The sequence below is a fragment of the Neorhizobium sp. LMR1-1-1.1 genome (genome assembly GCF_040675795.1).
In the GTDB taxonomy this organism is placed as follows: Bacteria; Pseudomonadota; Alphaproteobacteria; order Rhizobiales; family Rhizobiaceae; genus Neorhizobium; species Neorhizobium cellulosilyticum.
The window spans coordinates 180,329-193,263 of record NZ_JBEGHE010000036.1 but is presented as its reverse complement, the minus strand read 5'-3'; the positions used below and the strand labels follow the sequence as shown (position 1 = coordinate 193,263).

The 12,935-nt window shown below is 58.7% G+C and carries 11 protein-coding genes; 4 read left to right on the top strand and 7 right to left on the bottom strand.

The window, feature by feature from the left end; translation table 11 throughout:
- Positions 1-13 precede the first annotated feature (13 nt).
- A complete protein-coding gene (locus MRBLMR1_RS21280) occupies positions 14-1,249 on the bottom strand; it encodes a PAS domain S-box protein (protein WP_148147045.1) in 1,236 nt (411 codons plus the stop codon).
- Positions 1,250-1,373: 124 nt separating this feature from the next.
- Positions 1,374-2,303: a LysR family transcriptional regulator gene (locus tag MRBLMR1_RS21275; RefSeq protein ID WP_148147046.1), complete on the bottom strand. Its 930-nt coding sequence runs from the start codon at positions 2,301-2,303 to the stop codon at positions 1,374-1,376.
- Positions 2,304-2,593: 290 nt separating this feature from the next.
- Between MRBLMR1_RS21275 and MRBLMR1_RS21270 the strand changes: the two genes are divergently transcribed.
- From MRBLMR1_RS21270 to MRBLMR1_RS21260, 3 genes are read left to right on the top strand one after another with little or no spacing between them, the layout of a single operon-like run.
- Complete coding sequence (locus tag MRBLMR1_RS21270) at positions 2,594-4,060, top strand: cytochrome c (RefSeq protein WP_183685678.1); 1,467 nt, start codon at positions 2,594-2,596, stop codon at positions 4,058-4,060.
- 50 nt (positions 4,061-4,110) lie between these two features.
- The gene (locus MRBLMR1_RS21265) at positions 4,111-4,638 is read left to right on the top strand and encodes a sugar dehydrogenase complex small subunit (protein WP_183685680.1); all 528 of its coding nucleotides are present in this window, start codon (positions 4,111-4,113) and stop codon (positions 4,636-4,638) included.
- A 14-nt stretch (positions 4,639-4,652) separates the two neighbouring features.
- Positions 4,653-6,287, top strand: coding sequence for a GMC family oxidoreductase (locus MRBLMR1_RS21260; protein ID WP_148147049.1), 1,635 nt, complete (start codon positions 4,653-4,655; stop codon positions 6,285-6,287).
- A gap of 339 nt (positions 6,288-6,626) precedes the next feature.
- Here MRBLMR1_RS21260 and ftsZ read toward each other — a convergent pair whose 3' ends face one another.
- The 3 genes from ftsZ to MRBLMR1_RS21245 form a co-directional block, all read right to left on the bottom strand.
- Entirely contained in the window at positions 6,627-7,607 is a 981-nt protein-coding gene (gene ftsZ / locus MRBLMR1_RS21255; RefSeq protein WP_373289484.1) for a cell division protein FtsZ, read from the bottom strand.
- Positions 7,608-7,723: 116 nt separating this feature from the next.
- Positions 7,724-8,347: a 2-dehydro-3-deoxy-6-phosphogalactonate aldolase gene (locus tag MRBLMR1_RS21250; protein WP_148147051.1), complete on the bottom strand. Its 624-nt coding sequence runs from the start codon at positions 8,345-8,347 to the stop codon at positions 7,724-7,726.
- Positions 8,348-8,358: 11 nt separating this feature from the next.
- The gene (locus MRBLMR1_RS21245; protein WP_148147052.1) at positions 8,359-9,294 is read right to left on the bottom strand and encodes a 2-dehydro-3-deoxygalactonokinase; all 936 of its coding nucleotides are present in this window, start codon (positions 9,292-9,294) and stop codon (positions 8,359-8,361) included.
- Between the two features lie 1,024 nt (positions 9,295-10,318).
- On the opposite strand from MRBLMR1_RS21245, the gene MRBLMR1_RS21240 reads away from it, so the two are divergent.
- Positions 10,319-12,271, top strand: a complete 1,953-nt coding sequence (locus MRBLMR1_RS21240) for a putative bifunctional diguanylate cyclase/phosphodiesterase (RefSeq protein ID WP_500066316.1) — start codon at positions 10,319-10,321, stop codon at positions 12,269-12,271.
- 75 nt (positions 12,272-12,346) lie between these two features.
- On the opposite strand, the gene MRBLMR1_RS21235 is transcribed toward MRBLMR1_RS21240, so the two are convergent.
- Positions 12,347-12,646, bottom strand: a complete 300-nt coding sequence (locus MRBLMR1_RS21235) for a CcdB family protein (protein WP_500066073.1) — start codon at positions 12,644-12,646, stop codon at positions 12,347-12,349.
- Positions 12,646-12,876 carry a type II toxin-antitoxin system CcdA family antitoxin gene (locus MRBLMR1_RS21230; protein ID WP_500066071.1) on the bottom strand — a complete coding sequence of 77 codons (231 nt, stop codon included), beginning with the start codon at positions 12,874-12,876 and terminating at the stop codon, positions 12,646-12,648. The genes MRBLMR1_RS21235 and MRBLMR1_RS21230 overlap by 1 nt, the downstream gene beginning before the upstream one ends.
- Positions 12,877-12,935: the final 59 nt, after the last annotated feature.

Genomic DNA, 12,935 nt, shown 5'->3' with positions numbered 1-12,935 from the left:
ATCGACGGCTACTTCAGGCGTCTTCGGCGGCATAGGCCTCCAGCAGGCGCGACGTATCCATTCTTAGCGCGTCATTGGCCTGCAATATGTCGGCAAGGCCGCGCTGAACAATATCCTGAAACGCCTCCAAATCCATGATCAGATCATTGACGACGGCGACGCTCAGCCGCCCCGATTCCACCTTGCCCATGATGCGGATTGCCGCGAGGCCGGAGGCCAGCCGCTTCATCTCGGAAACCATCTGGAAGAAGATCTTCAACTCGCCCTCGATGCCGGTCAGGCTCTTTAATGCTTCGGCCTGATAGGTCGACTGCTGCTGGTCGAGAAAATTCTTCTCGGTCGCGTGGTCTACCCCCTCGATGGGGACTTCATCTCTGAAACTGCAGGCGATCTCCCGCTGCACATAGGATGTGGAAAGCAGAAAAGCCCCGACGCTAATTGTGTGTGACACGGTTCGGGCGGCTTGCAGAAAGCCGTCCAGCCCTCGCTCTATTTCCTCCGACAGCGTGTTGTAATTCGTCGAGATGGTTGCAATCGCCGCACCCGCTTCACCGATCTGGCCTGCATGAACCAGTAGGTTGAGCGGCACGAAGCGGTAGGTCAGATACCCGTCGGAGATCTGCTGGGCCGCGGTCAGCAGCCGCGCGGCAGAGGGCATCAGTCGTCCATAAAGCGCAAGTGTCTGCCGCGACTGTTTCTGCAGGTTCACGTCGCGCAGCGAGAATTCGGCAGAAAGGCTTGTTGCCATGAAGGCATCGTAGGTTTCGAAACCGAGAGCCGAAAGGCGCGTCATCAGTCGCGCTGCACTTTCCGCCGGTGACAGCTTTTCCTCTATCTCCATCCGGGCAAGGGCAGCATATTCCGTCTGAACGATACTGAAAATCGGGCTGCTCGGCTTGATGCGAACGGAAAGATAACCGCCCTCGCATGGGGTTATGATGGCATAAACCCAGTAGAACCGGCCGTCCTTGCTCTTGTTCTTTACATAGGCGCCGGTTCGGAGGCCTTGTTTCAGACGATCCCACAGCAACCAGAATACGGCACGCGGCACGCCTTCATGGCGAATGATGTTATGGGGCTTCCCTGCAAGCTCGCTCCAGGAATAGCCGCTTATGCGCTGGAACACCTCGTTGCCGGACTGGATTTTCCCACGCGTGTCCGTTCTGGAGAAGAAGATCTCCGCAAAATCGAACGGGATTTCTATTTCGCGATATAATTGCGAATGATCGTGAAACTCTGAAACATCCATGAATTAAACTTTCGCCGTAAGAAATACCCTCCCTATTCCCTGATTGGGTTTCTTGCATCGAAATGAACTACTGTCATTCCGGATTTTGACCGAAACTGACGATGGTCAAATCTGCGACAATGTTTCAAATTTTAACGATTGCGGCCTCGCGAAAAGCCGCGTTTTTCGCTTCTTCGGCATAGGTCTGAAAATGCAGCAGCAGTTTCTGCGCGTAGAGGGGAAGCTGCTGCTGATTTCTCACACAGACATAGAGTTCGCGTTCCGCCCAGCCGTCGGCAATCTCAAGCGTCCGAAAACCCATGTCACGGCCATACCGCCGGGCAGCACTTTCCGGTACGATTCCAAGGCCCGCGCCGCATTCTACAATTCGGCAAAGCGACTCGAAGTTTTCGACCCGGATGCGGATATTCGCTCGTCTGCCAAGCTCGGTGGCTAGCCGCCGCAGGAATTGCGACAGGGCGACCGTCGTGTTAAGCGCGATCAGCGGATGATCCAGAATTCGCGCATAGGCAACCGGCCCTTCCAGAGCCCAGTCGCCCGGGACGATCAGCACCAGCCTGTCCGGCACGAAGCGCCAGCGCTCGAGACCGGTCATGTCCGCCGACGATGCGACAATGCCGATATCCGCCTCGCCGTTTCTCAGCAGGTTGACCACTTCCATGCTCGGCTTGTCGGCGACGGTGACAAATATATCCGGGTTCTGCCGCAGGAATGATCCGAGCAGTTGAGGCATGTGCTCGGAAAGCATGTTGGTGTTCGATAGCAGGCGGATCGTCCCGCCGCGCCCTTCCGAAAAGGCATCGAGTTCCACTTCGAGCTTTCTCGTATCATCAAGCACCTTGCGGGCGTGGCCGACCAGAATGTCGCCGGCAAGCGTCGGCCTGATGCCGCGCCCGGTCCGCTCCACCAGCGGAAGCCCGAAACTGACTTCCATCTTTCGCAGCCGCGCGCTGACCGCAGCCACCACGATATTGTTCTGCAAGGCCGCTGCCGTCAGGCTCCCGCCCTCTACGGCCGAGAGAAATATCCTGAGATCCGTGAGGTCGAATTTCATGGTTTTAAGCTTTCACAATTGGTGAAGGCTGTTTGTACGAAAAACCGACTACACAAGCTATCTTTTGCGGCGCTATGACACAAATCAAGTCGCGCCGCGACACATCGACACGCCTCAGGTTTAATCCTGAACCCGTTAATCAAGCTTTTTTGTTCAAGAATTGCTTCAACACGAGTGGCATTTTCACGATGTGCCACCTCGGTTTGCGGCGATGAAAATCGGCCCTGCGTGTGGGAGGCACGTTTGGAACCGATATTGATTGTTCATGCTTGATGAAAGCACGGGGATATATGCCTAAGCCTCCTGTCTCGCCCGGTACGTCTTTCGGCAGCACCTTGTTTGCGCCGATTTCCGCATCGCTCCGCCCCGCAATTCTCTGTCTTTCCGCGCTGGTCGCTTCGGCCGGCGCGAGCTTCGCAGATGAGACTTCCGATCTCGTGGCGCGCGGTCGTTATCTTGCGACGGCCGCCGACTGTGCCGCCTGTCACACCGCGCCGCATGGCGGCACGCCCTTTGCCGGTGGCTACGGCATCGACACACCGCTCGGCAAGATCTTCTCGACCAACATCACGCCGTCGAAGGAAGATGGTATCGGCACTTACAGCGAAGAGGATTTTTCGCGCGCCGTGCGTGAAGGTGTCGCCAAGGATGGCAGCCATCTTTATCCGGCAATGCCCTACACCGCCTATGCCAAGATCACCGATGACGACATGAAGGCGCTCTATGCCTATTTCATGAACGAGGTGAAGCCGGACGACCACAAGCCGCAAAAGACCGAGCTGCCTTTCCCCTTCTCGATCCGCACCTCGATGGCGGTCTGGAACCTGCTCTTCCTCGACAAGACCCGCTTCCAGCCCAATCCGGCCAAGTCCGCCGAATGGAACCGCGGCGCCTATCTGGCCGATGCGCTGGAGCACTGCGCCACCTGCCACACCCCGCGCAACGCCTTCATGGCTGAAGATGCCAGCCAGGCGCTTGCCGGCGGTTCTGTCGGCTCCTGGTATGCACCGAACATCACCTCCGACAAGCATGCCGGTATCGGCGGCTGGTCCGACGACCAACTGATCCAGTATCTGAAGACCGGCAATGTCGCCGGCAAGGCGCAGGCCGCCGGCCCGATGGCGGAAGCCGTCGAAAACAGTCTGCAGCATCTTTCCGACGACGATCTCAAGGCGATCGTTACCTACCTCAAGGACGTGCCTGCGATCGGATCGGGCGAGAAGACGTCGCGTGCCGATCTCGGCAAGGCTTCAGTCGAGGTGGAGGCTTCGCTGCGCGGCCTTCCCGGCCAGTCGCCGGAAGAAAACGGCTACCACATCTTCAGCGGCAGCTGTGCCGCCTGCCATCAGGTGGAAGGGCAGGGCAACGATCATTATCCATCGCTGTTTAACAACACCGCGACCGGCGAGGACCGTCCCGACAACCTCGTCTCAACCATCCTTTATGGCCTGCATCGCAAGGTTGGCGATCATGTCGCCTTCATGCCGGCCTTCGGTGCCGATGCGTCCTATACGGATCGCCTGTCCGACAAGGACATCGCCGATGTCAGCAATTATGTGCTGGCAAATTACGGCAATCCGTCCGTCAAGGTGGCGCCTGCCGATGTGGCACGCATCCGCGATGGCGGCGAGAAGCCTCTGATCGTCAAGCTCGCGCCGCTTGCGGCTCCCGCTGCGATCGTCGCTGCCGTCATCGTGCTTGCCGTGATCGTCTGGCTACTGTCGCGCCGTCGTCGTTCGCGCCCGGCGCTCGGCTGAGCCCTGCATCGCTTTTCCTTTTCGCATTGAACGCTCCCCCGGAGATCCTGATGCCTTTTGATCCTTCCTCCCCGGCCATGTCCGGCCCCAATCTCTCCCGCCGCAGCCTGTTGCGCGGCACTGCCGCCCTCGGTGGTCTGGCCGTTGCCGCAAGCTTCGCCGGCCCGATCTCGGCTTTTGCCGCTGACGACAGTGCCGCATCGTTTACCCAGCTGTCGGAATTCCTGACGGGCTACACGCTCGATCCGGTTCTCGGCGGCCGCTTTCTTGCGGCATTGAAGAAACGCGATGCCGGCCTGGATGCAAGCCTTACGGCGCTCTCCCAGCTCATCAAGCAATCCGGCGTGCCGAACATGGATGGTTTTCTGGCGCTGACCGGTACCGATCCGGCGCTTATGAAGACGGCCACCAAGGTGGTTTCCGCCTGGTATCTCGGCGTTGTTGGTGAGCCGGAAGATGCTGAGCTGATCACCTATGCCGATTCGCTGATGTACCGCCCGACCAAGGGCCTCCTTACCGTCCCGTCTTATGGTCCCGGCCCCAATGCCTGGGGACCGAAGCCCGGTAGCAAGATCTGACAGGAACAAAGACAATGGCTAACACATCCTATGATGCGGACCTGATCGTTATCGGCTCGGGCGTCATGGGCGGCATCGTTGCCGCCAATCTCGCCAAGGCAGGCAAAAAGGTGATCGTTCTGGAGGCCGGTCCGCGCGTCAATCGCCGCGAGATCGTCGAGACCTACCGCAATGCGCCGGTCAAGCTTTCGCTTGCCAATGCCAAGCTACAGGGCGCCGGCTCTCCCTTTCCGAGCCTGCCGCATGCGCCATCCACCTATGGCGACTATCTGCAATATGAAGGACCGGTGAAGTACAACACCTCCTATCTGCGCGTCGTCGGCGGCACGACCTGGCATTTCGGCTCGGCGCTGTGGCGGATGATCCCGAACGACTTCAAGATCCAGTCGCTCTACGGTCGCGGTCGCGACTGGCCGATCGGATACGACGATCTGGAGCAGTATTACAACAAGGCCGAACTGGAACTCGGCGTGACCGGCACGGACGGCCAAGACGAGAGCGGACAGGGCGGCGGACCGATGCCACCCCGCTCCATGCCCTTCCCGATGAAGCAGCTCAACACCAGCTACATGTTCGACACGCTGGCCGAAAAGCTTTCGGTCGGCGGCTTCAATCCGGTGCTCGAACCGCATGGCCGCGCCTCGCGCCCCTATGGCAATCGCCCGGTCTGCGCCGGCAACAACAATTGCAACCCGGTCTGTCCGATCGGCGCCAAATATGACGGGTCTATGCATATCGACGAGGCGGAGCGCCATGGCGCCAAGCTGCTCGACAATTCGCCGGTCTACAGGATCGAGGCCGGTGACGACGGCAAGATCGTGGCGATCTGGTACAAGAAGCCGGACAATTCCGAACACCGGCTGACGGCAAAGTATTTCGTGCTCGCCGCCTACGGCATCGAGAGCGCCAAGCTTCTGCTGATCTCGACTTCGGAAAAATATCCGAACGGCATCGCCAACTCTTCCGATCAGGTAGGCCGCAACCTGATGGACCATACCGGCATCAGCATGAACATGCTGACCAAGGAAGACATGTGGCCGGGTGAAGGCCCGACCGAGCTTCTGGTCTATCTCAACCAGCGTGACGGCGAATTCCGCAAGGATTATCCGAGCTACAAGATCAAGGTGCGCAATACCGTTCCGACCGCGCAGATGACCGAGGGTTTCATCAAGAAGGGCATTCTCGGCTCCAAGCTGGACGAGCAGATCCGCAAATATTCGGCCCGCTCGCTCAACTGGGCGATCGATTTCGAACCGTTGCCGCTGGCTGAAAACCGCGTCACGCCGTCGAAGACCAAGTTCGATGCGCTCGGCATCCCGGTTCCGGTCCTCTATTACTCGGTCACCGACTATTGGAACGCCGGCCGTGACCGTGGCCTGCAGGATCTGAACAAGATCGCCGAACTGCTGGATGCCGAAGTGCTGTCTACCGATGTCAAATGGCAAAACCGCCAGCACGTCATGGGCACGACCCGCATGGGCGACGACCCGACCGATTCCGTCGTCGATCGCGATTGCCGCACGCATGACCATCCGAACATGTTCATCGCCGGCACCAGCGTCATGCCGTCCGCATCCTGTATGAACCCGACGCTGACCGGGGCGGCACTCAGCGTTCGTATTGCAGAGCAGTTGATCAAGGAAATCTGACCTGCGCTGGAAGGCGGTCAGAGGACGAAGCCTGCACGATGACATGATGACATCGTGCAGGCTTCTAACCGCCATCATGGCGGCTGGAACAAACGGTGGATATTTGCTGCCGCGGCGTCAAATGAAGATTTTGTAATTCACAGTCATGTTCGGTTGAAGTGGCCTTGGGTCTCATCCACAGGAAGAATTAGAAAATTCGAATATTGCCTATTCGCTTGTGACGAGCTGAAACTAACGGGCCGAGAGCCGCAAAACAAAGACACCGAACAGATGCGCGGATCTGCTCGGTGCGAGATTATAGCACGGGCGTGACGTCCGGGGACGTCACGAAGGATGTTTTCAGCCGGCCGGATGCGGGGCCGGTCCGCGATCGCCGTCGAGACCGGTGGCAACCACCGAGACGCGGAATTTTCCGTCGAGATTGCGGTCGAAGATCGCGCCGACGACGATATCGGCATCGGCTTCCACCTCGTCCCGGATGCGGCTTGCCGCTTCATCGACTTCGAACAGGGTCATGTCCGAACCGCCGGAAATCGAGATCAGCACGCCCTTGGCGCCTCGCATCGAGATGTCGTCGAGAAGCGGATTGGCGATGGCCAACTCTGCTGCTGCGAGTGCACGATTGTCGCCGGAGGCCTCTCCGGTGCCCATCATGGCGCGGCCCATGCCGCGCATGACCGACTTCACGTCGGCGAAGTCTAGGTTGATCAGGCCTTCCTTGACGATCAGGTCGGTGATGCAGCCGACACCGGAAAAAAGCACGCGGTCGGCGATCATGAAGGCGTCGGCAAAGCTGGTCTTGGCGTCGGCGATGCGGAAGAGGTTCTGGTTCGGAATGACGATGACGGTATCGGCCGCATCGCGCAGTTCCAGGATACCCGCTTCGGCCGTCTTCATGCGCCGCTGGCCTTCGAAGGTGAAGGGTTTTGTGACGACAGCGACGGTGAGGATGCCGGCGGCGCGCGCAGCGCGCGCGATCGCAGGTGCCGCACCCGTGCCAGTGCCGCCGCCCATGCCGGCGGTGACGAAGCACATATGCGAACCGGCAAGATGATCCATGATCTCGTCGATGGATTCTTCAGCGGCAGCCCGCCCGATATCGGGCAGCGAACCTGCGCCGAGACCTTCGGTGATCTGGGCGCCGAGCTGGATGCGGCGCGACGCCTTGGACGTCGCCAGAACCTGTGCATCGGTGTTTGCCGCGACGAACTCCACACCGCGGAGTTCCTCTTCGATCATGTTGTTGATGGCGTTGCCACCGCCACCACCGACACCGATGACGGTGATCTGCGGTTTCAGTTCGACCAGGCCGCTTTTCATATCCGTCAAGCTCAGGCTCCTTCAAATCTTCCTGTCGTCTCTCAAGGACGACGAATCGGCCGTCAAATTATCTGTCGATTGCGTCGGAAGCTAGAAGGAAGCGAGAGGTGAAACGACTATCTGATGGCGCGCATGGCCTCGATGAACTGCTTTGCCTTCGCACCGACCGCCTCAGCGCTGTCGCCGGGCTTGTAGAGCGAACCGCCGATGCCGAAACCGGCGGCACCGGCATCAACGAAAGCCTTCATGTTGTCGGGCGTCACGCCGCCGACGGCCAGAACCGGTATTTCCTTCGGCAGCACGGCCTTCCAGGCCTTGATGACATAAGGCGGAATGGCTTCGGCTGGAAACGCCTTGACGCCGGTGGCGCCAGCGCCGATCGCGGCAAAGGCTTCCGTCGGGGTGGCGACACCGGGCAGGCTGACCATGCCCTTGGCGACGCTCGCCTCGATGACCGACAGGTTGGCGTTCGGCGAGATGATGACCTTGGAGCCGGTTGCGGCGACATCGGCGACCTGGGCAGGCGTCAGCACGGTGCCTGCACCGATCAGCGCCTTGTCACCGAAAAGCTTCTGCAGCTTTTCGATGCTTTTCAGCGGATCGGGCGAATTGAGAGGCACTTCGAGAATGCGCCAGCCGGCCTCGATCAGTGTTTCGCCCACCGCCTCGACCTCTTCCGGCTTGATGCCGCGGAGGATGGCGATCAGGTTGCATTCTTTCAGCGCGTCGTGGAGGTTCATGGGAAACGTCCTTATTTCGTCAATTGCAATTGGCCGGCGATTAGCTGCACGCCGCGTTTGGCGGCATCCGCCGGGCTTGGGATCACGGTGAGATTAAAGAGTGGCGCGACACGACCGTAACGGCTGTTCAGCACATTGTTGCCGACAATGCCGATCGCTTCGCCGGGGATGAGCCAGCCGGCGGCGCGGGCCTGGCGGAATTCGGAACCGATGACGAGGCCGGAGACGTAATCGCCGATATCTTCGGCCTTCAGGACGCCGGCGAGAACGCCAGTACGGGCGGAAAAGACGGCGGACAGAAAGGCATCGGCGGCACGGGCATCACTTGCTGCAAACTCTGCGCCGAGATCGAAGGCAGACCAGACTGGTTCGGCTCCGGGGGCAGGTTCCAGCGCCTTGGCGATGAAGGAATGTTTGGTGAGAAGCGAAAAGACCTCGCCCGTCGCATAGGTCTGGAAACCGGCGATGCGGCCTCCCTCGACGCGTGCCCATTTGCTGTGGGTGCCGGGCAGGACGACGGTGCAATCCTTGTTAAGACCGAAACCGACGATCTGCGTTTCCTCGCCGCGCATGACGTCCGGAAACGGCTTTGCCGCTGGATCTCGCATGCCAGGCAGAAAAGTGACGGTTGCGCCGTTCTGAAGCGTCAGTTGCTTCGTACCAGCGGCAAGCTCCGCCAAGCCGGCAGGTGCATCGACGTAAGGAACTTCGATCCAGCCGTTGCGGCTGGTGATCATGCCCGAGGCGATGACGGGAAGCGGGCCGTGAGAGGCAAACCAGCTGCCGACGGTTTCCATCAGTGCAGCCTCAAACGCGCCGTCCTTGACAAACTGGATGCCACCGCTCGTCGTGTCTCGGGTGTCGAGCGTCTCGCCCGTTTCCGACACGAGTGCTGCACGCAGCGAACTCGTGCCCCAGTCAAGGATGATCGACACAGGCTTAGGCATACCGGATTTCCTCCCGAGATTTATTGCGCCCTTCGATAGCGCGGGGGCGGTGCGGCTGTCGAGAACAATCGTCAATAAAGTCATACTTATCGGTATGATCTGGACAGGATGGACGCCTGGTTTTCGGTATACTTTCCAAAACGGAATAAGCCCCTGGGGATCATGAGATTTTTATCGTTGGCCTTGGCCAGAAGTCGGACGGGGCGCTGAAAGCTGCCTCGTAAGTTAGTTTATAGGTGACACCTCTCAGCGCCCCGTTCGGCAGTTTTTATCCACGACTCCGATCCCTCTGCCGTTGCCTTGCCGGATGATGTTCCCCTCGGGTTAAACCCTAGGGTGGCTCGATGGAAAACGGACGGATCCTCGGGTTAAACCCGAGGACTTATCGCCAACCTTCCATTTCACCGCCGCCGGGCCTTCCGTTCTCACGGACGGACTTGGTCGAAGCCCGGCGAGACCATCCTTCAGGCCACCATGTGTGCCGCACAGGCACATCCGACGCGCCGTTCGGGCATCAGAAGCGGCAGGCCGGTCCGAAAACCTTGCCGCTTCCCCCGTGTCGCCGGAGGGAGACCATTTTCCGCGGACCCCGGTGATGGAGAGTTACGTCCTCTCTCCACCACCAGCGCCGGTCCCGCCTCGCCGGCACGACTGCCGGTGTATCCGTGACGGAACGGGGAGATTGTAGGCACGAGGCGAGGCGGCGGGGATGAAATTTTGTCCAAGCGATTGAAATGATTGCAGGGAGGTTCGAAATCATCCCCGGCCTTGTGCCGGATCTCAAGGAGACCGTCCTTCAAAACGCTTAGCCGTCATCCCGTTTTGCTGAGGTCTTGGGCAGCAATTGCCCACGATGACCGGTATCCAGCCCATTGCGGTCATTGGATCAGTGCACCTGGGCCTCGATCCCGTCCCGGGCCCGCAAGGTGGCACCAGCGTCCTGCAGGTTTGATTAACCGTGCTAATTTGCGCGATTGTAATGATGCGTATGTTAGAAGCCGCTCATCAGTTGATGGGCGAACTTATGAATATACACATTGCGTGGCGCGGTATCCGGAACTTCATGTCGGTGCAAAACGAGAACCCTGAGCTTCTCAAAGCTCAATATCGGGCCTTCACGCGACAAATGCCGATGATGTATTTCATCCTGCTCTCCAGTACCTGGGCGCTTGCTATGACGCACATGCGGATCGCGCCCGCGTGGTTGACACTTGGCGTGCCGGTGCTGCTTACGGGCTGCTGCCTGCTAAGAGTGATCTTCTGGCTACGAACCAGGAATTCAGATCCATCTCCAGACCTTGCACATGCTGCACTCCTGCGCACCAATCGGCTTGCGGGCGCCATTGCCATGGCTTTCACACTCTGGTCTTTCGCGCTGATCCCATATGGCGATGCCTACACCCGCTCGCATGTCGCCTTCTACATGGCCATTACCGTCATCTCTTGCATCTTCTGCCTGATGTATGTCCGTTCGGCGGCCTTTATCGTGACACTCATCGTCAATGGCGCATTTATCGCTTTCTTCGCCTCGACGGCACAGCCAACATTTGTTGCCATTGCGATCAACGTCTTGCTGGTTTGCACCGGCATGATGTCCATCCTGCTGACGAACTACCGAAATTTCGAAAGTATGGTGGTTTCTAAGCAGCAAAGCGAGGCTCTGAGCTGCGAGAACTTCAGGCTCGCCAACCTCGATAGTTTGACCGGACTTGGCAATCGGCGTGCGTTTTTTGCAGAACTGGAAACAGAACTGGCGAAGGCGCAGGCTGACGGGGTGCGGTTGGCTCTCGGCGTCATGGATCTCGACGGTTTCAAGCCCGTCAACGACCTTTACGGCCATTCGGTTGGTGATCGTCTCCTGGCAGAGGTTGCCGCACGCCTATCTACCACGCTGACGGCCAGCACGGCTTTCAGACTAGGTGGTGACGAATTCGCGATCATCGCTCCTCTACCACCGGAAAATACACAGATGGTAATAAATGCCAACGCCATCGCGGCCAAGCTGAGGGAGCCCTACCGTCTACCGGAAGGTACTGTGCATATCTCGGCGTCAATGGGGATCGCGGTGTTCCCCGAGCTTGCGCTTAACTGCGAGCAGCTTTTCGAGCGCGCCGATTATGCGCTCTACCACGCCAAGAAAAAGCAGCGCGGTGGCGCGGTGTTGTTCGACTCTGATCATGAATATCAAATCAATTTCGAGGCGAAGATAGAAAGCGCGCTGAAGCAGGCCGATCTCGAAAACGAGCTGTCAGTGGTCTTCCAACCGATCATCGATGTCCGTGGTCCGCAGACGATAGGTTTTGAAGCTCTGGCACGCTGGGATAGCCCACAGCTTGGTAAAATCTCTCCAGCTTGCTTTATCCCTATCGCAGAACGAGCGGGAATCGTCGGCTCACTTACGAAGCCGCTCCTCTGGAAGGCGTTGGCCGCGGCCTCGCTGTGGGGACCATCTCTGCGCCTGTCGTTCAACCTGTCTGCCCACGACTTGAACTCCAACGACAGCGTCTTAATGCTGGTGGGCATCATTCAGAGAAGTGGCTTTGATCCCAAGCGCCTTGATCTCGAGATTACCGAAACGGCTTTCGCCCACGATTTTGAACAGGTCACGCAATCCGTCGAGACCCTTCGAAGACTGGGATGTGGGATCTCGCTTGATGATTTCGGAACCGGATACTCAAGCCTCACGCGCCTTCACGCCTTGCCGCTGACAAAGTTCAAGATTGATCGCAGCTTCGTCAAGGACCTGCATTTGCGGCCGTCCAGCTATAAGATCGTGAAATCTCTGCTGGCACTAAGTGCAGACATGGGGTTGGATTGCGTGATCGAGGGTGTCGAGACGGAAGAAGAGCTCGCGGCTCTCACAGCATTGGGCGGGACAAGTGTTCAGGGCTATCTGTTCGCTCCACCACTGCTGGAGCACGAGGCCGCAAAGTTCGCAGCCGAACCCAGTGGCGCCAACCTCAGGATTGCGGTCTAACGGCACCCTTTATAAAGCCGGCTGCTCCGGGCGACTTCCTTGACGCAAGAGAGAGTTTACCCGCGGCGCGGCCTCTCAAAAGCCCTGGAACAGAAAGTCGGTGGCTGCGGTGATTTCGGCCGAGTGGTGGGAGAGATTAAGGACGGACTCACCAATGAGCCGTTTCGGTACCGAGGCCATCGAAGGGATGAGGATGTAATAAGCTTGCCCTTCTATCTCGACGCGAGGACTCAATTTAACGAATACGGGTCCGATCTCGACGACAGGAACAAGGGGCGCGACAACACGGGTCTCTAAGGAGTCAAGAAGATCAGCCTGCAGATCCATGATAAAGCCATCACGGCCCTTGAGCTTGTGGATATGGAACCGGGTCATCAGAACGTGCGATATTCTTCGAGTGGCAGGCCGTTCTTCTCGACATATTCGTTGTAGACCCGGATCGCCTCGGCATTTTCTTCCAGCCAGCGACGTTCGCGCTCGGCCTTGACGGCCTTGGCGATGCCGTCTTCGGCGGCACGCGAGAGATTGATATCCAGCTCGCGCGCCTGGGCGAGAAGCGTTCTATCGAGCGAGAGGTTGGCGGCTTTGCGTGCGGGTGTCGGCATAGAGAACCTCCAGAATATACGCAGATTATATGCGCATATTTTCTTGATGCAACGCGTGG